The sequence below is a fragment of the Myxosarcina sp. GI1(2024) genome, assembly GCF_053543375.1.
Genome location: NZ_JBKGTY010000009.1, coordinates 24,801 through 48,395, shown reverse-complemented (window position 1 = coordinate 48,395; position 23,595 = coordinate 24,801). Strand labels below are relative to the sequence as shown.

At 42.1% G+C, this 23,595-nt stretch carries 29 protein-coding genes and 1 pseudogene; 15 read left to right on the top strand and 15 right to left on the bottom strand.

All coding sequences use genetic code 11. The annotated features are described in order from the left end of the window. Positions 1-29: 29 nt before the first annotated feature. From nifX to nifU, 10 genes are all read right to left on the bottom strand, one after another. On the bottom strand, positions 30-428 hold the full coding sequence (nifX, locus tag ACLFKQ_RS24445; protein WP_449002298.1) for a nitrogen fixation protein NifX: 399 nt from the start codon (positions 426-428) through the stop codon (positions 30-32). Between the two features lie 106 nt (positions 429-534). Then, positions 535-1,005, bottom strand: coding sequence for a DUF269 domain-containing protein (locus tag ACLFKQ_RS24440; protein ID WP_449002297.1), 471 nt, complete (start codon positions 1,003-1,005; stop codon positions 535-537). Between the two features lie 50 nt (positions 1,006-1,055). Next, positions 1,056-2,390, bottom strand: a complete 1,335-nt coding sequence (gene nifN / locus ACLFKQ_RS24435) for a nitrogenase iron-molybdenum cofactor biosynthesis protein NifN (protein WP_449002296.1) — start codon at positions 2,388-2,390, stop codon at positions 1,056-1,058. A gap of 72 nt (positions 2,391-2,462) precedes the next feature. Beyond that, positions 2,463-3,848, bottom strand: coding sequence for a nitrogenase iron-molybdenum cofactor biosynthesis protein NifE (gene nifE, locus ACLFKQ_RS24430; protein WP_449002295.1), 1,386 nt, complete (start codon positions 3,846-3,848; stop codon positions 2,463-2,465). An 86-nt stretch (positions 3,849-3,934) separates the two neighbouring features. Then, positions 3,935-4,249, bottom strand: coding sequence for a Mo-dependent nitrogenase C-terminal domain-containing protein (locus ACLFKQ_RS24425; RefSeq protein ID WP_449002294.1), 315 nt, complete (start codon positions 4,247-4,249; stop codon positions 3,935-3,937). Positions 4,250-4,256: 7 nt separating this feature from the next. After that, positions 4,257-4,520, bottom strand: coding sequence for a nitrogen fixation protein NifZ (locus tag ACLFKQ_RS24420; RefSeq protein ID WP_449002293.1), 264 nt, complete (start codon positions 4,518-4,520; stop codon positions 4,257-4,259). 112 nt (positions 4,521-4,632) lie between these two features. Next, positions 4,633-6,204, bottom strand: a complete 1,572-nt coding sequence (gene nifK, locus ACLFKQ_RS24415) for a nitrogenase molybdenum-iron protein subunit beta (RefSeq protein ID WP_449002292.1) — start codon at positions 6,202-6,204, stop codon at positions 4,633-4,635. A gap of 78 nt (positions 6,205-6,282) precedes the next feature. Then, positions 6,283-7,728 (bottom strand): nitrogenase molybdenum-iron protein alpha chain, encoded by a 1,446-nt coding sequence (nifD, locus tag ACLFKQ_RS24410; protein ID WP_449002291.1) that lies wholly within the window; start codon positions 7,726-7,728, stop codon positions 6,283-6,285. 72 nt (positions 7,729-7,800) lie between these two features. After that, positions 7,801-8,673: a nitrogenase iron protein gene (gene nifH, locus ACLFKQ_RS24405; protein WP_449002290.1), complete on the bottom strand. Its 873-nt coding sequence runs from the start codon at positions 8,671-8,673 to the stop codon at positions 7,801-7,803. A gap of 475 nt (positions 8,674-9,148) precedes the next feature. Next, positions 9,149-10,063 (bottom strand): Fe-S cluster assembly protein NifU, encoded by a 915-nt coding sequence (nifU, locus tag ACLFKQ_RS24400; protein WP_449002289.1) that lies wholly within the window; start codon positions 10,061-10,063, stop codon positions 9,149-9,151. A gap of 107 nt (positions 10,064-10,170) precedes the next feature. Between nifU and ACLFKQ_RS24395 the strand changes: the two genes are divergently transcribed. Further along, the gene (locus ACLFKQ_RS24395) at positions 10,171-10,539 is read left to right on the top strand and encodes a four helix bundle protein (protein ID WP_449002288.1); all 369 of its coding nucleotides are present in this window, start codon (positions 10,171-10,173) and stop codon (positions 10,537-10,539) included. Here ACLFKQ_RS24395 and nifS read toward each other — a convergent pair. From nifS to nifB, 4 genes are read right to left on the bottom strand one after another with little or no spacing between them, the layout of a single operon-like run. Further along, the gene (gene nifS, locus ACLFKQ_RS24390) at positions 10,536-11,741 is read right to left on the bottom strand and encodes a cysteine desulfurase NifS (protein ID WP_449002287.1); all 1,206 of its coding nucleotides are present in this window, start codon (positions 11,739-11,741) and stop codon (positions 10,536-10,538) included. The genes ACLFKQ_RS24395 and nifS overlap by 4 nt on opposite strands. A gap of 43 nt (positions 11,742-11,784) precedes the next feature. Continuing rightward, positions 11,785-12,147, bottom strand: a complete 363-nt coding sequence (locus ACLFKQ_RS24385; RefSeq protein WP_449002286.1) for a 4Fe-4S binding protein — start codon at positions 12,145-12,147, stop codon at positions 11,785-11,787. A 13-nt stretch (positions 12,148-12,160) separates the two neighbouring features. Then, positions 12,161-12,373 (bottom strand): hypothetical protein, encoded by a 213-nt coding sequence (locus tag ACLFKQ_RS24380; protein ID WP_449002285.1) that lies wholly within the window; start codon positions 12,371-12,373, stop codon positions 12,161-12,163. 13 nt (positions 12,374-12,386) lie between these two features. After that, positions 12,387-13,814 (bottom strand): nitrogenase cofactor biosynthesis protein NifB, encoded by a 1,428-nt coding sequence (gene nifB / locus ACLFKQ_RS24375; protein WP_449002284.1) that lies wholly within the window; start codon positions 13,812-13,814, stop codon positions 12,387-12,389. A gap of 1,455 nt (positions 13,815-15,269) precedes the next feature. Between nifB and cysE the strand changes: the two genes are divergently transcribed. The 13 genes from cysE to ACLFKQ_RS24310 all read left to right on the top strand — a co-directional run bounded on the left by cysE (position 15,270) and on the right by ACLFKQ_RS24310 (position 22,268). Further along, positions 15,270-15,998, top strand: a complete 729-nt coding sequence (gene cysE, locus ACLFKQ_RS24370; protein WP_449002283.1) for a serine O-acetyltransferase — start codon at positions 15,270-15,272, stop codon at positions 15,996-15,998. After that, positions 15,991-16,260 carry an Asr1405/Asl0597 family protein gene (locus ACLFKQ_RS24365; protein WP_449002282.1) on the top strand — a complete coding sequence of 90 codons (270 nt, stop codon included), beginning with the start codon at positions 15,991-15,993 and terminating at the stop codon, positions 16,258-16,260. Before cysE ends, ACLFKQ_RS24365 begins: the two co-directional genes overlap by 8 nt. A gap of 12 nt (positions 16,261-16,272) precedes the next feature. Then, positions 16,273-16,815: a DNA starvation/stress protection protein DpsA gene (gene dpsA, locus ACLFKQ_RS24360; protein ID WP_449002281.1), complete on the top strand. Its 543-nt coding sequence runs from the start codon at positions 16,273-16,275 to the stop codon at positions 16,813-16,815. Positions 16,816-16,910: 95 nt separating this feature from the next. Next, entirely contained in the window at positions 16,911-17,105 is a 195-nt protein-coding gene (locus ACLFKQ_RS24355; protein ID WP_449002280.1) for a DUF2949 domain-containing protein, read from the top strand. A 34-nt stretch (positions 17,106-17,139) separates the two neighbouring features. Continuing rightward, on the top strand, positions 17,140-18,252 hold the full coding sequence (nifV, locus tag ACLFKQ_RS24350) for a homocitrate synthase (RefSeq protein WP_449002279.1): 1,113 nt from the start codon (positions 17,140-17,142) through the stop codon (positions 18,250-18,252). A gap of 71 nt (positions 18,253-18,323) precedes the next feature. Further along, complete coding sequence (gene nifT, locus ACLFKQ_RS24345) at positions 18,324-18,524, top strand: putative nitrogen fixation protein NifT (protein ID WP_449002278.1); 201 nt, start codon at positions 18,324-18,326, stop codon at positions 18,522-18,524. 65 nt (positions 18,525-18,589) lie between these two features. Beyond that, entirely contained in the window at positions 18,590-19,108 is a 519-nt protein-coding gene (locus ACLFKQ_RS24340; protein ID WP_449002277.1) for a flavodoxin, read from the top strand. 268 nt (positions 19,109-19,376) lie between these two features. Continuing rightward, positions 19,377-19,613 carry a hypothetical protein gene (locus ACLFKQ_RS24335; protein ID WP_449002276.1) on the top strand — a complete coding sequence of 79 codons (237 nt, stop codon included), beginning with the start codon at positions 19,377-19,379 and terminating at the stop codon, positions 19,611-19,613. 68 nt (positions 19,614-19,681) lie between these two features. Beyond that, entirely contained in the window at positions 19,682-19,837 is a 156-nt protein-coding gene (locus ACLFKQ_RS24330; RefSeq protein ID WP_449002275.1) for a hypothetical protein, read from the top strand. 81 nt (positions 19,838-19,918) lie between these two features. Then, on the top strand, positions 19,919-20,404 hold the full coding sequence (locus ACLFKQ_RS24325; RefSeq protein WP_449002274.1) for a hypothetical protein: 486 nt from the start codon (positions 19,919-19,921) through the stop codon (positions 20,402-20,404). A gap of 63 nt (positions 20,405-20,467) precedes the next feature. Next, the gene (locus ACLFKQ_RS24320) at positions 20,468-20,722 is read left to right on the top strand and encodes a hypothetical protein (protein ID WP_449002273.1); all 255 of its coding nucleotides are present in this window, start codon (positions 20,468-20,470) and stop codon (positions 20,720-20,722) included. A 7-nt stretch (positions 20,723-20,729) separates the two neighbouring features. After that, on the top strand, positions 20,730-21,200 hold the full coding sequence (locus ACLFKQ_RS24315) for an ankyrin repeat domain-containing protein (RefSeq protein WP_449002272.1): 471 nt from the start codon (positions 20,730-20,732) through the stop codon (positions 21,198-21,200). Between the two features lie 660 nt (positions 21,201-21,860). Then, positions 21,861-22,268: a transposase gene (locus ACLFKQ_RS24310; protein WP_449002424.1), complete on the top strand. Its 408-nt coding sequence runs from the start codon at positions 21,861-21,863 to the stop codon at positions 22,266-22,268. Positions 22,269-22,284: 16 nt separating this feature from the next. Here ACLFKQ_RS24310 and ACLFKQ_RS24305 read toward each other — a convergent pair whose 3' ends face one another. Further along, a complete protein-coding gene (locus ACLFKQ_RS24305; RefSeq protein WP_449002271.1) occupies positions 22,285-23,265 on the bottom strand; it encodes a glycosyltransferase family 2 protein in 981 nt (326 codons plus the stop codon). A 108-nt stretch (positions 23,266-23,373) separates the two neighbouring features. On the opposite strand from ACLFKQ_RS24305, the pseudogene ACLFKQ_RS24300 reads away from it, so the two are divergent. After that, positions 23,374-23,588 (top strand): annotated as a pseudogene (locus tag ACLFKQ_RS24300) (DUF4277 domain-containing protein); the annotation flags it as partial. Positions 23,589-23,595 lie beyond the last annotated feature (7 nt).

Below are 23,595 nucleotides of genomic sequence, written 5' to 3'. Positions count from 1 at the left end.
TAGTGATTAGCAGTTAGTTGCTTCTTAATTTATTCCTCTTCATCAAAATCAAAACTTTTTTGCTTTTGTCCCACGATTTTACGCAACCAAGCAGGAGGATTGCCTAAAGTTTTTACTAAACTATTAAGAACGTCGGCAATTTCATCATTTTGATTTTCTGGTTTAAGTGGGGTAATCTGACTCTTGAGTAAACGAGATGCAGCACTGCCTCCGATCGCCGAAACGTAGACGATCGTGCAGTCGGCAACTGCATTAATTTTGGGAACTAGTTTATCTTCGTTGCCATCTTCTTTAAGGTTGCCGCCAAATTCAACCGTATTGAGTAAGTTATAACCTTCCGTAGAAACATCATAAATATCTACTTTTTTTGCCCAACCGAAGTGAGCATTAATATGAATGTTATCTTGGGTAGCAAATGCAACTTTCATTGTTTCAAATCTCCGAAATATAAATCATTTATCCTTCGTTGTCACTTACCGCGCCTCAGTCATTGGCCGTTTCGTTTAGACTAAAAGCTGAAATACTAGTAAACAATTAAACAAAATCCAAATAACAACTGGCTTTACTAACGGCATTACCAATATCAGTTTCAGCCGATTCAATTAGCTCTTGTAAAGATAAAAAACCAAATTTCTTATATCCCCAAATTAATGAATATAAAACCAAAACTCCACCACAAGAAATAACTGCAGAACTAAATTCTTTGTTTTTCAAATGAACGTAAATTTCTGTAGAATGACTGGTTCTTTTTTCGATACTTATTCCAATAGCGTGATAAAAGGCATTGGTTAAAAGTTGATTGAGAGGATCCAAGTTGAGATTTTTTGAAGAAACTGAGTCTCCACCGGGAGAGATAATTAATTCATTTAGTAATAATTCATCAGACCAGTCGCGATATTCATCCAAAGTATCTGCGAGACGAATTTGCTTAATTAACTTCTGCAGAAAAGGATGTTGTAGCTTAGGCGACTGTGGGGGTTTTACTCTGATTAAAAGTCGACTCATTTTCCTATTTTCCGGTTAGTGACAAATGGCAAAGGACAAATGATTAATCTCTAATGCCCTAATTCAATAAAAATATTGCCGAGATCGAATAAAAACTGCATCGTGCCTCGATAACCAATTAAACAACGAGAACCATTACCCAGGCGATCGTAGATGGGATAACCCATGCGATATAAGGGAATATTTAGTTTTTTGGCGAGGCTGTTTCCTTGGGAATTAGTAATAATTAGATCCGAACCAAGGGCTAAGTCTTCTAAGTCTTCCAAATCTCCAATCATCACCTCGTCAACAGGTAATTCTTCGAGCAACGGCGACTTGGTAGTAGTTACGGCAGCGTGAATTTCTGCTCCCATTTCCTTAAGCAACCAACTGGTTTGATAGAGCAAATCTGGTTCTAGTGCCAGGGAAACTTTTTTTCCTCCTAAATAAAAATGAGTATCTAGGATGGCATCTTGTAACTGACGACGTTGACGTTTGTATTTGGGAGGTATTTGGGGATCGAATTTCCAGTCGGGATCGCTTTTGTAGTTGTTAATTTGGGCGAGCAGCCACAAAAACTTGTCTACTGCCGTTAATCCTGCCAAGCGGGGTGTAACCTCGTAGTTAGTACCAAATTTTTGCTGTAAAATTTCAGCAGCAGGACGCATACTTTCCCCAATGGCAATGGTAAACAGCGATCGCTCTAATTGCTGTAACTGCGCTTTGTCAGTACCGCCAGAAGTTTTAGTGTTGTAGTCATCATCTAGGTGTCCATCTACCGAACCAGACAAATCGGGAATGACCAGAGGTGTCAAACCAAATGCCGCGACTATCTCCTTAATTTCTTCCACATCCCCAGGGGCGAGCAATGAACCAGCTAAAATTGTCACCTGTCGTACGGAATTCGACTCGAAAGTTTTTGTCGATTTGCCGTAGTCAGTAGCCACAGTTGACTGTACCGCTGCCGCAAAACCATCTTGCAATGAACCTTTGTAGTCGGGAGTTGAAACAAAAATAATCGGTAGTTCATCTAGTTCGGGATGACGCTGACGAATCCCTTTGAGAATGCCCTCCATATCATCTCCTCGGGTTTCGGTTAACCCTGTCGTCAGCAGACCAATTAAATCGGGTTGGGCTTTGTCTACCAAAGTTAAAATCGCCTGTTCGATGTTTTCCTCACCTCCCAAAATCGTCGAAACCTCGGTCATTGCGGTAGTTGCCAGGGGAATTGCCTCGCGGAAATGCCGTACTAACAACACCTTGGCAAATGCCGTACAGCCTTGAGAACCATGAAACAAAGGTACGATTCCTTTCAATCCTAGGAAAGCTAAAGCCGCACCTAAAGGAGGACTCTGCTTGAGAGGATTGACAGCTACAGATTTTTTAGATTTAGTGATGGTAGTCATGGGAATTTAGGGAATAAGGGAATGGGGGTGTAGGGGAATAAAGATTTAGGAGAGATAAATATTTATTACTTGTTACTTATTACTTATTACTTGTTCCCACGGTGCTGGCTGACGCACCTGTTCCCAAATGGGGCTATGAAGCACGCGATCGAATTCTTTTGCCATTTCGATGAGTCCGACGTATCCCGCATAGGGATTATGGCGTTCTTGATTGATATCGAGGAAGGGAATGCGGGCTTTGAGAGCGGTGTATTGGTTGCGTCCCCCCGCTACGAGCATATCGGCTTTAGTTTTGGCAATGACTTTTAAGAGTTCCTGAGCGTTACCTTTTGCTAGTTGGATACCGTCTTTGCCTAATAACTGTTTGATTTTGGCTTTATCTTCTTCCGTACTCTTTTTAGTGCTCGTAGCCGCTACTTCCATGCCTAAATCTTGAGCGGCAGAAACAATCGACCAACTTTTTACTCCTCCCGTATAGAGCACAATTCGCTTGCCTTTGAGTCTGGCACGATAGGGCGCCAGAGCAATATTGAGTTTGGCAGTTTCTTTGGCAATGACTGTTTCTACCCGTTGCTGCAGGGCTTCGTCACCTAACTTTTTGGCAATATTGCGCAAACAGCGGTTCATATCGGCAATGCCGTAGAAAGACTCTTCGATATAGGGAATACCGTAACGTTCCTCCATTTTACGCCCCATGTTAATTAGGGCTTTAGAGCAAATCATCACGTTGAGTTTGGCACGATGGGCGTAGCGAATCTCTTCAAAGGTGGCATCACCAGTTATCTTAGAGAGAACGCGAATGCCAACTTTTTCCAATAGAGGCAATACGCCCCAAAGTTCCCCGGCAATATTGTATTCCCCAATTAGGTTGATATCGTAAGGAGTAGTGTATTCAGGTTCGGCAGTACCGACTACGTAGTCTAAAAGAGATTCTCCAGCCAATCGGTTACCGAGATTTTTACTGCCAACGAAACCAGGGGAATTAACGGGAATGATGGGAGTGTCAAATTTGTTGGTGGCTGCTTCGCACACGGCATCCAAGTCATCGCCAATTAGTGCGGTAACGCAGGTAGAGTAGACAAAAACCGCAGGAGGCTGATAGCGTTTGATTACTTGGGCGATCGCCTTATAAAGCTTTTTTTCGCCGCCAAAAATAATGTCATTTTCGCTAATGTCGGTAGTAAAACCCATTTTATAGGTAGTCGCACCAGAAGATAAACTACCGCGACTGCCCCAAGAATTACCCGCACAGGCAATCGGTCCGTGAACCAAATGAGCGGCATCGGTAATCGGGACGAGGGCGATCGAAGCTCCATCAAAGGCACAACCTCCCTGAGCGGCTCCTGGTTTAGCTTGTTGTTTACAAGCTTTATTTTTACCTTGTTGTCCTTTTTGGTGATTGTGTTCGCAACCTGGTTCGTTTAAGAGGTCTGCGATTTTGCCTTTGGTGAGTTTCATAGTTCGATCTTAGTTAGTGGTTAATAGTTAGTGGAAAGCGAGCGATCGCAGTTTGGTGATTTCTACTAACGAATTCTTACCAACGACTAACAGATATACTGCGTAATATCTTCGCCACAGTCTCCTTCTAAATAACTAAGGGCGCGGAGGCGCAGACTGACAACTTCGTTATAGAGAGGGTTTAGTTTGCACAGAGCGGGAATGTGAAAGGTTTTGCCGAAGATGTTGACATCGTGCTCAAACGGACAGGTACAGGGAATTAATTTACACAGAAAATGAGCGAATTTGTCGTTAGTAACTTCAATGCTATTTACCCAACGACGCAGGGGATAAAAAAGATCGATCGGGAATTTTTTAAAAGCGTTCGCCGAGTAAAAATGGTTTCGGGTTTGAGTAGCCATAATTGCCTCAGTTTTCTGAAACCAGTTCTAGTTCTTTCCCCAGACAACCGACCACGTTATTAGTTTCTAAAAAATGAACGGAATAGATATAGGCAGTTTGGAGATAAGTGCCGATGGAAATGATGTATCCTTCATCTCCTTTATTGGCTAGGGTTTCGCCTAATTGTTTGCCAGGAAAAGTGCCATCGTTGCGAATCTTTTTACGGACTCTAACTTTAGACTCGAGCTCGAAATCAGGTTCGCGATCGAGTTCTACATCACCTAGTTTCATAGTTTTCCTTTTCAGTTAGTAGGTAAGGGCGATTCGCGAAGCGGAGGGGCTGTCATTTGAGGTTTCCTCAAATGCTTGTACGCCCCGTCCCTTACAAAATATTGGTCGTTGACTAACGAATCAGATCGAAAGAGATATCGGTTTTGGCGGGAATAATCGTCTGGCGATCGAGTTCGTCGAGGATGGTGTTAACGATCCAGTTATGGAGGTTGAGCGCACCTCGATAACCCAAAGTTTCATAGCGGTGCATGTGGTGGCGATCGAAGATCGGATAGCCAATGCGCACTAGAGGAGTTTTGGTGTCGCGCCAGAGATACTTGCCGTAAGAATTACCGATGATTAAATCTACTGGTTCGGTAAACAAAAGACTGCGTAAGTGCCACAAGTCTTTTTTACCCCAGATAGTGGCATCTTTACCGTATGGGCTAGCATCGAGAACGGCCTGTAGTTCTTTTTCAAATTCGGGGTTACTATTAGTAACAACAATATGAACTGGTTCGGCACCTAATTCTAGTAAGAAGTTAACTAAACCAAATACATGGTCGGGATCGCCGTAGAGGGCAACGCGTTTTCCATGAATCCAAGCTTGGGAATCATTAATCGCATCAACTGCACGACCTCTTTCTTCCACCAATTCTTGGGGTACGGCTTTACCAGTTAGTTCTGAGAGTTTAGTTAGAAACTCGTCAGTACCGCGAATACCAAAGGGACGGAAGTTATAGGTAGACTGTCCCCATTCTTTTTCAATGTATTCTTGAGTTTTGGGAGTAGTGTATTTTTGGAAGAAGAAAGTGCCTTCAGCGTTAATCGAGTCACCAGCTTCTTCTAAAGTAGTTAGACCGTTATACATTTTGAATTCACCAGTATTAGGAGAATCAAACGCATCCGCATTGTCAGAAAGAACGGTATAGTCGATACCAAATAATTGGAGAATTCGTTTTAATTCGCGAATGTTACCAATGTAAGGATCGAAGCCCAGGTTAAAATTATACTTACCGTTAGTAGTTTCTTGCTTTTTGCCTTTAGTCAAGCATTGTAGAATGCCCTTGAGCATATTGTCGTAACCAGTAATATGAGAGCCGACAAAGCTAGGAGTATGGGCATAGGGGACGGGGAAATCTTGGGGAATCGAGCCTCTATCTTTTGATGTTTGGATAAATGCACCCAAGTCATCTCCAATTACCTCAGCCATACAGGTAGTACAGAGGGCAATCATTTTAGGTTGATATAGTTGATAGGAGTTTGCCAACCCATCTACCATATTGTTGAGTCCGCCAAATACCGCTGCATCCTCAGTCATGGAGGAAGAAACAGCTTGGAACGGTTCTTTGAAATTACGGGTTAAGTGAGTACGGAAGTAAGCCACGCAACCTTGCGAACCGTGAGAGTAGGGTAAAGTACCTTCAAAACCTGCTGCTACAAACAGAGAACCTAAAGGTTGACAAGCTTTGGCAGGGTTGATGGTTAGAGCTTCACGGGAAAAGTTTTTCTCACGATAATCCCAAGTTTTCGTCCATTCAGCAATGCGGGCTACTTCTTCTGGGCTATGTGCGCCTTCAAACTGACGTTTGTATTCAAATAAGTCTTGATAGGTATCGGTTTGGAATAAATCGAAGTGGTCTTGAATTTTACCAGGTTCGGTAGCTACGGGAGTATTTACGTTGTTTCCGTTGTTCTCAGTCATGATGTTTTACCTTTGAGAAAAATGATTGCTGTTTGGGCGCAGGTTTTTTTTGCGCCCCTACTGATTACGTAAAGACTATTAATCTTGCCAAGGATTTTTAATTAAATCCCAAGTTGGGTTATTGATTGCTAAATCCATATCGCGAGCGAATACGGCAAAGCCTTCATAACCGTGATAGGGACCCGAGTAATCCCAAGAGTGCATTTGACGGAATGGTAATGCCATTTTTTGGAAGACATATTTTTCTTTAATTCCTGCTGCAATCAAGTCGGGATTTAGTTTTTTAGCAAATTCTTCAAATTCATGACCGCTAACATCATCGTAGATGACCGTGCCGTCTTTGACATAGTCTGCGGTACGTTTATAGTCATCGCCGTGTCCGAATTCATAACCAGTACCGATTACGTTCATACCCAAGTCTTCAAAAGCAGGGATTACGTGACGGGGGCGAAGTCCACCAACCATCATCATCACTTTTTTGCCTTCAAGGCGAGGACGATACTTGGCAACTACTGCATCCATTTCAGCTTGGTGTTCAGCAATTACCCGTTCGGCATTTTCTTGAATGGTCTCGTCAAACTGAGCGGCAATTTTCCGTAAAGACTTGGCAATTTGAGTAGGACCGAAGAAATTGTATTCTAACCAGGGTATACCATATTTTTCTTCCATGTGACGGCAGATGTAGTTCATCGACCGATAACAGTGGATCAGGTTCATTTTTGCCAGTGGAGTCATGACCACTTCGTTAAATGTTCCATCTCCAGAAAATTGGCAGATTACCCGTAAACCAATAGCTTCGAGCAGTCTTCTACTGGGCCAAGCATCACCACCGATGTTGTAGTCACCGATAATGTTGACATCATAAGGAGTTGATTCAAAACCTTCAGGAGTTTGACGATATTCATCGGCTTTGGGTAATACCCAGTCACGAACTGTATCGTTAGCAATATGGTGTCCTAAAGATTGCGAAACACCTCTAAAACCTTCACAACGGACTGGTACTACTGGTTTACCAGTTTCTTTAGCTTTTTTTCTAGCTACTGCTTCAATATCATCCCCAATTAGACCGATAGGGCATTCTGATTCAATAGTAGTTCCTTTGCTGAGGGGGAAAAGTACTTCTAGTTCGTCAATCAGTTTGGCTAGTTTTTTGTCACCCCCGAAAACGATGTCTCTTTCTTGGAAGTCAGAGGTAAATTGCATCGTACCAAAGGTATCAACTCCAGTGGTGCCGACGTAATAATTACGACGGCCGGACCAGGAGTAGTAACCGCAGCCGACAGGACCGTGACTGAGGTGGACCATATCTTTGACCGGACCCCAAACCACCCCTTTTGCCCCTGCATAAGAACAACCGCGAGTAGTCATTACTCCAGGAACGGATTTTTTATTGGATTTTACGCCGCAGTCGGAATTACTTTCTTCATAAACATCGAGGTGCTTGGTGCGTTTTTTAGCAGCTTTCTCTGGATATGCTTCTAGTACCTCTTGGATCAGTTTTTTGTTCTCTTCGACAGTTGACATGATGTTCTCCCCTTATTCGGTTGTCAGATTTGCCAGGGCATGGCGATGCCATGCCCCTACTAAAATTAGAAATTAGACCTTAGCAGCAGCTTTATCTGCTTCGAGTGCTTTTTGGTATTCTGCATCAGAATCCATAAATCCGAACTCAACTAATAATTCTTCTAGCTCGTCCATACTGATGGGAGTAGGAATAACTAAGTCTTTGTTGTTGGAGATTTTTTCAGCTAAGGCACGGTATTCGTTAGCTTGAGGATGATCGGGTTCATACTCAATAACAGTCATACGACGTAATTCTGCTCTTTGGACGACGTTGTCACGAGGAATGTAGTGAATCATCTTGGTTCCTAGTTTCTCAGCTAGAGCCTCGATTAGTTCGATTTCACGGTCAACTTTACGGCTGTTACAGATTAGACCGCCTAAACGAACCCCACCAGACTGAGCGTATTTGAGAATACCGCGAGCGATGTTGTTAGCGGCATACATTGCCATCATTTCACCAGAGGTGACGATGTAAATTTCTTGGGCTTTACCTTCACGAATGGGCATAGCAAAACCACCGCAAACCACGTCACCCAATACGTCATAGGATACTAAGTCGATGTCTTCGTAAGCACCTTCTTCTTCGAGGAAGTTAATGGCAGTGATAATACCACGACCCGCACAGCCTACACCTGGTTCGGGACCGCCAGACTCAACACAACGAACGTTGTTATAGCCATTGAGCAATACTTCATCTAGTTCGAGGTCTTCTACCGAGCCTCTTTCGGCTGCTAAGTGCAGAATAGTAGTTTGAGCTTTACAGTGGAGCATCAAGCGAGTAGAGTCAGCTTTGGGGTCGCAACCGACGATCATGACTCTTTGAAGTTCTGAGAGGGCAGCAATAGTGTTTTGAGAAGTAGTGGATTTACCGATACCGCCTTTTCCGTAAAATGCAATTTGTCTCATGGTTATTTCTCGTTAAATTTTTAGTGTTCAGTGGAATTCGGAAAGAAATTTCAGATGCTGCAAACCAAGAAGATATAAAAGTCTGGTAATATTTAGTCTGGGAAATTACATTCCTGCGAACCTTCAACTCTCGATTGTCGCAGCGCTCTGAAAGTCTAGAGGTGATTGAGTTTGGAGAAAATGTGCGCTAAAAATATAGAATGCAAGATAGTGGATCTAACCTAAAAGGATTAACGATCGCAAGCAACTAGATAAAGATAATTAGTAGTCGATTTAGTCGTGTTGGGAAATTCCGTTCCCTGCGAATTATCTCATCTTTAGCCGATGCCAATCTTTAATCCTAATGAGAACTAAGCTGGGGGCGATCGCTCTCCGTATTTATGGGGGTTGCAAGTATACATCGTATTTAGGGGTGTAAAGTTTTAGAAGTTTAGGGTTAGCAGAATCCTAGAGCAAGGGTGCCTAATGCCTACATTCAGACTGATTCCACAGTTAGAGTGGGTAATACGCGCTCTTTGAGGGTAGCTTCAATGGCAATTTTTAAGGTTTCAGTGGAAGAAGCACAGCCGCTACAAGCACCTTTGAGAATAACTTTGACGACATCTCCTTCAATGTCAAATAGTTCCATGTCGCCGCCGTCTTCAGCTAGCACCGGTCGGATTTCTTCGTCAATTACTCGTTGAATTAAGGTGATTTTTTGGAGATTAGTTAAAGGTTTTGGAGTTTGAGTAGTTGTGGCTGATGGTGCAGGAGTTAGATTGTTATCCTGCCAAACTTGCGTTGCCACCTCCACGCTCTTTTCTTTTTCGGTGGCAATTTCATAGAGCAGATCGTCGATATCTGGTAAACACGAACTGCATCCGCCGCCAGCTTTAACATAGTTGCTTACCTGTTCTGCAGTTGTAAGATTATTCTCGCGAATAATTCTTTTGATTTTTGTATCAGAGACACCAAAACAGCGACATATAAGATTTCCTTCATCTTCTTCGTGGGCGTCGAGAGGAATGCCTTTGTAATTATAGATAGCAGCTTCTAAAGCTTCCTGTCCCATTACCGAACAGTGCATTTTTTCTTCAGGCAACCCACCGAGAGATTCGGCAATTTCTTTATTAGTTAGTTTGAGAGCTTCTTCTACTTTTCTACCTTTGAGTAGTTCGGTGAGGGCAGAAGAAGAGGCGATCGCGCTAGCACAACCAAAGGTTTGAAATCTAGCCTCTTCAATAGTTTGAGTTGCTTCGTCAATTTTGAGATGGAGTTTGAGAGCATCTCCACAGGCAATGCTGCCTACTTCTCCGGTGACAATTTTTTCTCCTTCCTGTTTTTCCGTAATCTTACCTTGATTGCGGGGGTTATGGAAGTGTTCCATTACTTTGTCTGTATAGTCCCACATGATTTTGTCCTTTGTCCTTGGTTATTTGTCATTTGTTGTTGGTGTGTTGTCACTGATGAATGAAGGAGAGTTAGTTATGGTTGGGCTTCGAGTTATTTGAGTACATTATGGCGAGTAAGAAATTTCAGGATTTGAACGTTTATCGCTTAGCAGAAAAACTGTCGGAAGAAATTTGGCGAATTGTTAGTGAATGGCAGTCATTAGCAAAAGATACAGTGGGAAAACAAATTATTCGTTCTGCGGATAGTATTGGGGCAAATATAGCTGAGGTTGCTGGTAGGGGTAGTTTTAATGACAATAAGAGATTTGTAAGGATTGCTAGGGGTTCTTTGTATGAAACTCAACACTGGTTGAGAAGAGCTTACTGTCGTCAACTACTCACTCCAGAACAATTAGATCGATTGAAAACCATAATTGAAGAATTAGCTCCCAGATTAAACGCATACTTAAACTCAATCGGCAAAACAAATGACTAATGACTAATGACTAATGACTGTTCTTGTTCTTTGAGCCATTCTGCATCGTCGCTGTTGAAGGGAGAAAGTTCGCGGAGGCGGTCGATAATGTCTGGCAGAACTTCCAAGACGCGATCGATTTCGGTTTCGGTCGTGTAACGGGAGAGGCTAAAGCGAATCGAACCGTGAAGTACGCTATAGGGGAGTCCCAAAGCTCTGAGCACGTGGGAAGGTTCTAACGAGCCAGAGGAGCAAGCCGAACCAGAAGAGGCATAGATGCCATATTGGTCGAGAGAGAGCAAAATAGCTTCCCCTTCAATATATTTAAAACCTATATTAGTCGTGTTGGGTAAACGATTATCCCGATCGCCATTGACTGCCGTATTGGGAATAGTGGCAAGAATACCTCGTTCGAGCTTATCTCGTAACAGTTTTTCTCGACTGATATCTGCTAAATGTTGTCGTGCCAATTCAGCTGCTTTACCCAACGCAACTATACCTGCTACGTTTTCCGTTCCGCCTCTACGTCCTCGTTCTTGGTGTCCGCCAATTAATAGGGGACGAAATCTAACACCTTTACGTACGTATAAAGCACCAATACCTTTGGGAGCGTGAATTTTATGACCGGAGAGAGTTAACAGATCGATGGTGCTGGTTTTCATATTGAGGGGAATTTTCCCTACTGCCTGTACGGCATCGACATGAAACAACGCGCCATATTCTTTAACGATTTGCCCAATTTGTTCGATGGGGAAAATTACACCAGTTTCGTTATTGGCATACATAACAGACACTACCGCTGTGTTGCCAGTGATAGAGGCTTGTAGCTCGTCTAGGTCTAGTTGTCCTTTGCTATTAACCGAAAGATAGGTAACAGTGTAACCATCTTTTTCCAGTCTGCGACAGAGGTTTAAAATCGCGGGATGCTCGACTTTGGTGGTAATAATGTGTTTCTTATTGGGTTGAGCTTTTAAAGCGGCAAGAATAGCTGCATTATCTCCCTCAGTGCCGCAACTGGTAAAGATAATTTCGGAATCTTCTGCTCCTAAAAGAGAAGCTACTTGCGATCTTGCTTCTCTAACGGCACGTCCGATTTGTCCGCCAAAGGTATGCATACTAGAAGGATTGCCATAATAGATGCTGAGATAGGGTAGCATTGCTGCTAAAACATCTTCATCTATTTTGGTCGTAGCGTTGTTATCGAGATAAATGCAGTCGTTCATTGCTCTTTCTGATTAAATATTCCGTAATTTTTTAAAACGAGTTTTATGTATGCAGTAAGATGTCTAATTTTTGGGAATAAGTATCGAACCAATGCTGCCAGTGTTTGGTTTCTCGTTTGGCTTTCAGTCTAGAGATCAGGCGATCGTAGGTTGCAAACCAGTTATCCCAGTAATTGTTAGTGGTAGCCCGAGAAGATTTAATCAAACTAGAAATAGTGGGGGTGCAACCATTAGAAGTCGGACAGCCTGCCATGCATTGAGGCACTCCGTAAGAGCCAACGCAATCATTGCAGAGATTGGGATCGATGGAAAATTTGCCGCTATCGTTTTGGTAAATTGCTTCTGTAGGACAGTGAGGTAAACAATTTTCGCAAGCGATACATTGGTCGGAAATAGTGTAAGTCATGGTCTACTCCTGCTTAGTTGCTATCTTGACTGATGAGACTGGGGAAACAACCACTATCGGTAGTAAAGTTAGTTTGACAGGGAGGTATATCGTAATAGTCGGAACAATCAATACAGAGACTGTGTGTGGGAGAAGCACTAGTGTGTTGTTGTTTTACTAACTCTCGGTAATCTTTAAACCAATAGCGATCGCTCGTTTTGTTAGTGTGGCTAGTGGAAATCTTCATTGCCCTACTCCATTTATTTTTGTTGTTTGAATTTTTCGTAGTATTCCAGGGCAATTTTGTCGATGGTGTCGTAACCTTGAACTGGTTCTACACCAGCTTCTCTGAGCATTCCTTGAGGACAATCACCAATCTTAGAAGCGAGTACGGCTTTGCAATCTTTAATAGCACCGATAATATTATCTAGAGTGGCATCTTCGCCATAACCGCCCTGACAGTAATGGTCTACTTTGCGGTGACCGACAAATTTAGCTTCTACACCATCGACTTCAAAGATTTGAAATTCTTTGGCATGTCCGAAGTGTTGATTGACCACGCCGCCGCCTTTGGTGGCTACTGCAACTAAAATTTTCTCGCCTCTTGGTTGTTTTTTAGTCGCTCTTGCTGCTTTGGCAGCCTGCATGGCTTCTTTAATCTGTTTGATGCCTGCATGAACTCTGACTCGTTTTTCGAGGTCGTATTCGGGAGTCATTTCCAAGAACTTCTCTTTAGTAAATTCTTGAGAACGATCTTCACCCAGTAAGCCAACGGCATCAGCACGACATTGGCGACAGTGACGCATCATTTTCATGTTGCCCGAACAACTGTCTTGTAAAGCCTTTAGCTCTTTGGGTGTTGGACCTCTCTGTCCGGTTAAACCAAAATACGTGCCGTGTTCGGGAGCGGAAATTAGCGGCATTATATTGTGTAGGAATGCACCCTTAGAACGAATTACTTCATCTACTTCTACTAAGTGTTCGTCGTTAATTCCTGGAATCATTACCGAGTTGACTTTACAGAGGATATCGGCTTCCTGTAGTGCCTGTAAGCCTTCCATCTGGCGTTCGTGAAGTAACTGTGCGGCTTCTACTCCTTTCCAACGTTTGCGGTTATAGCGTACCCAAGGATAGATTTTGGTTCCAACTTCTGGGTCGACCATATTAATAGTAATGGTGACGTGATCGACATTTAGATCTTTGATTTGTTGGACGTGGTTGGGAAGCATCAACCCGTTGGTAGATAAGCACAGTTTGATATCTGGTGCTTTATCGGCAATTAATTCAAAGGTACGGAAAGTTTGCTGCGGATTGGCTAGAGGATCGCCAGGACCGGCAATACCTAGAACCGTCATTTGGGGAATTTTACCCGCAATTACCAACACCTTATGTGCCGCTTCTTCGGGAGTGAGTAGTTCGCTAACTACCCCAGGACGACTTTCGTTGGCACAGTCATATTTGCGATTGCAAAAATTACACTGAATATTACAAGCAGGTGCGACTGCTACGTGCATCCGTGCATAGTGGTGGTGTGCCTCTTCGCTGTAACAGGGATGCTTTTCAATTCTTTCTTGAATCTTAGGATCGATCTTTTGGGGAGTAGGAGAACTACATCCACAGCCTTGAGAAGACTTGTTTGCTTTAGCTTTAGATTCTGCCGTAATGGTAGTGCTGGTAGTTGGTGACATTGAATTGAATTCCGCAATAATTTGACCTTTGTAATTCGTATTCTTCAGGGGTATTTATTTGAAAAAATCTCAAATTTTATACCACCCGTTCTCGGTCATCTGTTTTTTGTCATTTTTTTATTTATTCTTTGCATAAAACCCAGTGACTGATGACTGTTAACTGATGACGTTATGAAAGTTATATCACTCAGATTTTGGCTGTATATAAAATCTGCACTCGGTTAGTTTTATTGAATTGCTTAGACTGTACTCAAGCTCTCAAATCCTTGTTTGGCAAAGAAAAAAAAAATTTATGGGTATGGGATACTAGTATTGTGATGATGGGGGGTTAGTATTTATTTCTCAAGCCTCTGGTATTTGTTCTACTCGATTAAAACTCTAAACTATACCTGGCTTTGAGGGGATTATAGCCAGGAATTTTTTCTGAACTTTTCTTATACTCAATTAGTTTTTTTGCCCACATACTTAAAAGTAATAACTAATGATAAATAGCTAGAAAATTGTTACGGAAACAACAAATTAAATCTATTTTGTATTCAAATTTACTATTTTTCAAGTTAGTTGAACTTGGCGATCGCGTAGTAACTTATATTTAATCGATAATTACACTTTTTAAACTTTTAAACTAATTTGTTCTCTAGAAGATATAAAAAAAGCGATCGCCTTAGTTGCTCTCGATTAAAAACTTGAATTTTCTTTATATAGTCGCTCTCGAGCGCTTGGCTCTTCATGAATTGGCGGCGATCGTACTAAGTCGGTTGGTCAATTAACCATCAACAGTTAGAGGAAGGGTCTTTTCCCGTCGCTTTTTGGAAAAACTTGCCTCTACGATGCGATCGCGCAGTTGAAGCCTAGCCTCATCGCCTCCACTAAAAAAAGCAACAAAAAAACTGGAGCAGGCTTGTCAAACCCCCTCCAGAAGCGTCACGGAATTCAAAGTTAATTGCTGTTGCGAAGTTCTACTCATCTCTCGAATCCGTATCTAAATTAACATCATTATTTTACTGAGTTTGATATGTGTCAATCGACAGTTTGATCGAAGGGTAACAACAGCTACAAACTAGATAACATCTGAGTTCTGACTTCGTGACCGAGGGTGGGCGATCGAGTACCTAATTTTGGGCATTAATAACTCGATCTATTGCTGAGTTTGACTGGGTTATAGAAAATACCATTTTGAGTAGGAAATACTAATACCTTTACCAAACAATACTCAGACCCGTCGGTAAAAATACCAGTAGGCATACCCCAAAAAAAATTATTGCTCGCTCAAACCTTTATCTTGACTGAATTGCCAGACGATAAGTACAAATTAATGAATCTAATCAATCTAACCTTTGTCTATCGTCCAAGTCAACATTCGACCGGTTGATATAAGCATTACATACAGTTTAGTCATTAGTCATCGGTCAATCGATCGTTGATTACAAAAGACAAATAACAAAAGACAAACCCATGCAACAGCCACTAACGGTCGACAGACAAAGAGAGATAACAAATGGCAAGCAGATTAAATTGTCAGCAACTACCTCTTGGCTGACAACTCTCCGGACAGATTTTAAGATTATCTTCGATCGCGACCCTGCAGCAAACAATTGGCTAGAAGTCTTAATTTGTTACCCCGGTCTGCACGCATTGGCATTACATCGACTAGCTAGTTGGCTGTGGCACGGTCGGGTTCCTCTCTTACCCCGGTTATTATCTCATTTGGCAAGATTGTTCACCGGAATTGAAATTCATCCTGGTGCAACTATCGGCAAAGGAGTATTTATCGACCATGGGATGGGGGTAGTAATTGGTGAAACTGCCATCGTCGGAGATTACTGTTTGATTTACCAAAACGTTACCCTGGGTGGCACTGGTAAACAGACAGGAAAACGTCACCCGACTTTAGGTAAAAATGTTGTCGTCGGTACGGGTGCAAAAGTTTTAGGCAATATCAATCTCGGTGATAACGTTCGCGTCGGTGCGGGTTCGATCGTCTTACGGGACGTACTCAATGATTGCACCGTAGTAGGAGTTCCAGGTCGTATCGTTTCCCGTGCTGGACGTGTTTGCCCCCTCGAACACGGCAAACTACCCGATCCAGAAGCTCACATCATTCGTTCCTTACTGAGTCGCATCGAGAATTTGGAACAACAGATACAGAAATTATCCCACTACCATCCACAAAATCATGTATAAATTCACTTCCCCTGATGCCATTGTCAGTCAGGTCGCTAAAATCGACCGTAGCGATCGCTGGATAGTCTATCGTCGTCTGCAAGAATTAAATATTTCCTGCTGGTGTCCCCAAGATGGCACGCTCTGGGTACAGATCGATCGCTGTATCGATGCCGTTTTGCTCCGCAGCACCATACAACAATTCACTAGCACTCGCTCGGAACTAAGCGACTGGCTAGAGCGATGCTGGTCAACCAAAGTTTTATCCACAACTAATAATTAGGAACTCAAACTCATGACACAAACATTAGTAGTTCAACCTTTTGGTGAAGTCGCCAATAACCCCATCGGTTTAGACAAAGAGATCGTCATTTCCATATGCGAAGGCTTGAATCTTGCCCTAGCGAGTTTTCAAGGTCTATATCTGCAATACCAAAAGCATCACTTTGTCGTCGAAGGTGCGGAATTTTATTCACTCCATCAATACTTTCAAGAAAGTTACGATGCCGTACAGGAGCACGCTCACGAAATTGGGGAACGTTTGAATGGCTTGGGAGGCACTCCCGCAGCTAGCTTTAGCAAACTAGCCGAGCTTTGCTGCTTTACTCCAGAAGACGATGGCATCTTTAACTGTCGCCAAACGATCGAACACGATCTTGCAGCAGAACAAAAAATTATCGAGCTAATTCGTCGTCAGGCAGCCCAAGCTGAAAGTGTAGGCGATCGCGCTACACGTTATTTATACGAACAGATTTTGCTAGCGACAGAAGAAAGAGCCTTCCATCTCGATCACTTCCTAGTTACCGATAGTCTTACTTTAGGCTTTGTTGGTAAATAGTCATATACTCATCAGTCCTTTGTCATTAGTCATTGAACCAGAGACGAAGGACTGATAACCCAGGACGAAGCATAATTAACCGAGGATAAACGATCATGGAATTCGAGTTTAAAGTCACGGAATTAGAACAGTTTTTACAAGATGAGTTAACCGTATCGGCTACGGAAATCGCTTTAGTGGTGCAAAAACAAAAGGAATTAAACGCACCCATACCCATGCTTCTCTGGCAATACGGTTTAGTATCGTGCTCGGGATTAGACCGCATCTTTGATTGGTTGGAAGCTCGATAGTCTTTGACACTTTTTAGCAGATTGAGGTTTAGTTATGCTACCAATTCAGATTAACGATACGACTTTACGGGATGGGGAACAAGCAGCAGGAGTTGCTTTTACCGTAGCCGAAAAAGTTGTCTTTGCCACATTGATGGATGCCATTGGCGTACGGGAACTCGAGGTGGGCATTCCGGCAATGGGTAGCACCGAAGCCAAAGCCATTACCGAGATGGTTCGTCTTGGTTTGCATACTCTGCTTACTGGCTGGAATCGCGCCGTGCGCTCGGATATCGATGCTTCTTTGGCTTGTGGCTTAGAAAGAGTGCATATATCCGTTCCCGTATCGGAAATTCAAATCGCGGTTAAGTTCCGAGGCAATTGCCAATTAGTTTTCGATCGCCTGAGAGATACGATTAGCTACGCCTGCGATCGCGGTTTGTATGTTTCTGTCGGTGGTGAAGACTCTTCCCGCGCCGATGACAGCTTTTTGCTCGATGTAGCCTTGGCGGCTCAAGATTGGGGAGCATCCCGTTTTCGTTTTTGCGATACGGTAGGAATTCTCGATCCTCTCACTACCTATGACAAAGTCAAGCAGTTAGTTGACAGGCTGATTATTCCCGTAGAGATGCATACTCACAATGACTTTGGCATGGCAACGGCTAACGCCCTCGCCGGAGTTAGAGCCGGAGCGACTTCGGTCAATACCACTGTCAATGGTTTGGGAGAAAGAGCGGGCAATGCTGCTTTAGAAGAAGTAGTTATGGCACTAAAATGCATCTATGGCATTAAGACTGGAATCGATACCAGTAGATTTAAAGAAATCTCGGAATTTGTCGTTAAAGCCTCTGGCTGCGATCTTCCTCCCTGGAAAGCGATCGTCGGTAAAAATGCTTTTGCCCACGAGTCCGGTATCCACGGACATGGAGTGCTGCAAAACCCCTCAACTTACGAACCCTTTACCCCCGAAGAAGTGGGACGAGAACGCCAGTTAGTAATTGGCAAGCATTCTGGCAAACATCTGGTTACTAACTTGTTAAAGCAATACGGCATCGCTCTGAGCTTAGAAGAAACGCGATCGCTTGTCGATGCCGTGCGAGACTTGTCGGTCGAGCTAAAACGCAGCCTAACCCCAGATGAGTTACTAGGTTTAATCCCTAACCATTAGTCATTGGTTCCTTTTGTTTGCGACTAATAACCAATTACTAACCACTAACCACTAACTACCAACTAATAATCATGAAAGTAATGTTACATAAAAACGATCTCGGACATCTATCAGTTTATGTCCCCAAGAAAGATTTGGAAGAAGAAGTAGTCGAACAAACCGCTACTTCAGATGGCAAAATTTTAACCCTGGCTAACGGTTGGCAGTTGTCTTTTAAAGATTTAGGAGAAGACACCAAACTACCTCAAACTTTTAACGCCAAAAAATTGTAATTTTGTTTTTTCTCTTTTGCAAACACCACAAACACAATATTTATAGATTTATAGGAGGTGCGATCGTGGCAAAAATTGGAATTTTTTATGGCAGCACTGCTGGTGTAACTGAAGAAATCGCTGAAAAACTTGTCGAATATTTTGATGAAGATACTTGCAATCTCTACAACATGGAAGACTTCGATGGTTTTGACGATATGCTGCAATATGATTACTTGCTGCTTGGTTCGTCTACTTGGGGTTCTGGAGAAGTACAAAATGACTGGCGCGATCCTTTGGTAGATATGGAAGATGAAAAGCCCGATTTTACCGGGAAAACCATTGCTTTCTTTGGCGCGGGAGATTGTGGTACACATGGCGAGAATTTTGTCAGTGCTTTGGGGACCTTATATGACTATTTTAAAGAAGCAGGTGCAACTATAGTCGGAAATGTTCCTACTGATGGCTATGATTTTAACTATTCTTATGCCGTGCGAGATGGTCAATTTGTCGGATTGCCGATCGACGAAGTTAATGAAAGCGAAAAAACTGAAGAACGCATTGAAAATTGGATTGCAACTCTTCGTCAATGTTTTCCTCAGTAGGTAAAATTGGGCAGCATTATCTATGCCCTGCATGAGTACATTAGACTTGTTGCGTAATAACGGAAAAAGTCGCTGAACTGCTTATTCTATATAGCTTACAGCTCTCAAAGATACCGATCGCTTAAAACATTTGCTGTGTCTAGGTTTCAAGCAATTTTAAAGCCTATTTCGCAACAAGTCTATTATCTATCTGGTAGCTGTTAAACCGATGAACAAGTCGAATCTACAGCGAACAGTTAACAGTAATACTCGCAAGCAATCGTCAAAAATGATGAGATCGCTAGAACAAGAGCTAAAACTGGCTGCTGTTCGCCAGAAATTTTTCTTTCTTTTACTTCTAACTCTGACTTTGATGTTCGATATAGTTGTTAATCAGTCAGATTCTAAATTATTCGATAGTCAAAAATTAATGCAAAGACAAGCGAACGCTCGCCAAGAAGCTCCGCAGCTCGTTCTGACCGTCGAGCGATTTCTACCTAAAAAACTAGCACCATTAGAGATTTAGAAGTAATCCAGAAACTTAGTAGGTAACAATTATGCCAAAAAAAATTGGTAGAAATACAGGAAACAACCATGAAAGATTTAGAACGTATCCGAGAAGAGATTGTCACCATTTTAGTCCTTATACTGACCCTCGCTTTTACCTCTAGCAATTTCACTCCAGAGTTAATCGAAGAAAAATCTGTAACTGAGGAATTTCCTTTGACATCTTCTTTACCCTCAAACTAGCAAAGCTCCAATTGACCTAGTTAGTAGTTAGTCGTTCCCTCACTAACCACTAACTACTAACCATTTGACTAGATTAAAATCATGCAAACTATTCCAGACCAGCTTTCTTGGTGTGATGTCGAACCAGAAATCAAACAATTATTGCTCTTAGCTAGCGAGAATTGGCAATATACGGGTTTAGCCGAACATTACATCAAGCAAGCTTTATTTAAAGCTCAAAATAACCTGGATGTTTTAGTTGGAGCCTATCGTTTCTTTTTCTACAAACATCAACCGACAACTGCACTTTCAATTGCCCAACAAGTTTTAGAGAAAATTGCGATCTTAGAAGATTTACCAGTTGAATGGTCTCAACTCAAGCCAATTTTGCTAACTGGCAAACAGAAACCAAATATCAGACTCTATCTTAATGCCTATGCTGCCAAAGGTTTAATTCTCGCTCAGCTTGGCAAAATTGACGAAGCTAAGGCAATCAGCCAGAAAGTTAGAGAGATTGATGACAGCAGAGAGTTTTGTGCCACTACCGTCTATGAAGTCATCACTACAACTCCTGATGACGATGAATAAACCAAGATGAAGTAGAGACTAGCAACTAACCACTAACCACTAACCACTAAACACTAACAACAAATGACCGACAACCAACGCCAAGAAGAATATTACCAGTTAATCGATCGCCTGCTACGTTGTCCTAATGGTAAAGAACCAGAAGTTTTAAATGCCAGTGCCGACTTAATTGACGAAAATTTTATCCGAACCGTGATGCAAGTAGCTACCATCATGGCACATGAAAACAATCAAGAAGGATCTAAGTTCTTAATCTTTATCGCCCGTCAACTCGCCAGACAATTGGGCTTATATCCAGAATTATCAACCAAACCATAGTAGACCAATGACGATAACTCAAAGACTGAGCCAGACTACAGAGATTTGGCTGCAAAAAAAAGGCTACAATACCGAAAATTTAGATGAGCGAGTCAAAAATGGTACGACGGCTTTAATAGCTGCCAGTCGCGAAGGAGCGATTGATGTCGTGCGGGATTTACTCGCTAACGATGTCAACCTCAATCTTAGAAATAACGATGGTAACAATGCACTGTGGTTTGCCTGTTTTCACCATCATTTTCCTCTTGTGGGGTTACTAATTAATGCAGGGATCGATCTAGACAACCAAAATGATAATGGCGTAACAGTATTGATGTATGCCGCCTCTGCAGGAAAAACCGAAGTGGTGAAACTTTTATTAAAAGCAGGAGCCAATCCCCAGCTCAGAAACCTGGATAATTATAGCGCGATCGAGTTTTCTAGTACCGTAGAAATTTTCAAATTATTACGTCAAAGAATCAGGGAAGTAGAGGTATAAGATATATGGATTTAAGGGAAGGTGAGTTCGACGTTGCTGAATGTGTAATGATAAAAGTCTATTTTGCTCACTCACGACTCAAATGATAGTCTCTTAAAAGCTAAAAGCTAAAAGCTCATGGCTAATGGCTACGAACAGTATTATTTTGTACGTCATTACTTTAATCAGCAACGCCGATTTGCGAGAAAAGATAATTGATGCGCTCGAGAAAGGTGATAGCTCTATCAGAAAAGTGGCACAGCGTTTTGGAGTGAGCAAAAATTAGTTACTCAGAAGCGAATACAAGGACATATTCTTCCGCGAAAGCAAGGTGGCTCAATGGTGAGTCCAGTTATAAAACATAAAGCCAAGTTGATGGAAATCTTTGAGAAACAGAATGATGCAACCTTAGCAGAATATTGTGAGCTACTTTTTCCTGAAACAGGATTATGGGTAAGTCAAAGTACTATGTGTCGTACATTTCAGCGACTAAGATTGCCTCTAAAAAAAAACGCTCCGCTCTAGCCAAGCAACAAGTGAAAGAGTCCAACTCCTCAGAGCCAAGTATTGGGCACAAGTGAAAGAAGTAGACCTCAAAGATTTGGTATTTCTTGACGCAATGCGCCTGGAGAAAGAGCTGATGATTACAAACCCTTCGATCGAGGCTCCAAAGTAAGTCTAATTGGTGCAATCACGGTTTCTAAAGTGTTGGCTGTAATGACGCTTGATGATTCAATGGATGTTGCTGCTTTTAAAGTTTATGTCTCTAAGTGTCTTGTGCCTCAACTCTGGAAAGGCGCAGTAGTGGTCATGGATAATTTGCCTGCACATCAAGTCAAAGCGAGCGCGCCTTTGATTGAAGCGGTGGGAGCGAAAATTTTATATTTGTCTCCCTACTTCCCAGAGTTTAATCCGATTGAACATTGGTGGTCACAGCTAAAGGCTTTTCTCAGACAGTTCTCTCCCAAGACTTCTAAAAGAGTCGATCTGTTAATTAAAATAGCGATACATCTGATAAATCCTAATCATCTGCGTAACTGGTTTGCCCACTGCTGTTACTGTCCCTTATCAACCTGCAAATCGCTGTAATTAGAGAACACCAAAATCACTTGCTACCCAGCTTGCTTAATGTAAATTTACGAACAGTCTTTAAACGACGTTCCATAAGTTTAGGAATATGTAAGGTTAGATATTTAACAACAAGAGGATTATGATATATCGTTTTCAAACCAGTTAATATTTGTCCTCGCTTGAGTGGTTCGACCAGGCGATAATAATCGAGCCATTTTTGGGTCTCTATCCTTTTCAATTGCAAGGCATTTAACACCTGCGGATTATCATTAAGATAGTCCCGATGCTTCATAAAATCATCAATGGCTTCACAATTTTCTTGTAGTCGCTTTATCTTGTCACTAGAAACTAAGGAGCCCGGACGAGCGCGATAATAGTAGTATGGTTCGGGGACGAGAAAAAAGCGTGCTCCATGTAAAAAGCAGTACATATCGAACCAAAAGTCTTCGGCTACTTTAATATTTTGATATTTAATCTCGTGTTTGACGAGAAAGTCTCTTCTAAAAAGAGGTTTACTAAAGCCAAGATGCAAACTAACTTTGTTTTCTATATCTGAGAGAATAAAATCAGCCGCTTCAAATTGTTTGACTGAAGATATTTTCTCTCCGCTCTCGCCAATTAGCGTTCCCCAAGGAGAACTATTGCCATCTTCAATTAAATACAAATCGTCAGCAATAAAATCTGCATTTTTTTGTTCGGCTATTTTGACTAGAGTTTCCAGTCTTTGCGGCGCATACCAATCATCAGAGTCGAGAACTGCAATCCATTTGCCACTAGCTGCTTGAAGCCCCTTATTACGGGCATTTCCTGCTCCTAGATTTTCGGAATTCAATAGTAATTTCAAACGAGGATCCGAGAAACTTCGAACCACTTCTACTGTGTTATCAGTGGAGCAATCATCTACGACTATAACTTCAATATCCCTCAAAGTTTGTGAGAGAGCTGAGGAAATTGCTTTGGCTATGTATTTTTCCGTATTATAGGCAGGAACGATCGCAGATACTTTAATATTCATTGATTGTTTTCTAAATCGTAGTTAGCGATGAGTTAGAGCTCTTTGTAAGAGAGGTCTGCTATCCTACATTCTGAAGGTTAAAGAGAAGAGCTATAATATTTTTATTTCATGACACCAATAGCATCTTCAATGAGAGTACAAGATCTTGACCAATGCGGCATAGTAGCGGGAATTATCGACTAAATGGAGCGGGTGGAACAAATTAAGCAAAAATTGAGAACCCACCCCCAAGAAATTGTCAGTACGGAAGTAGCCGTCAAAGCAATGATTCTCAACATTTTAGGTTTGGTCAGTGCTTTCTGTACCTGTTTGCCTGTTTTTATAAAATTA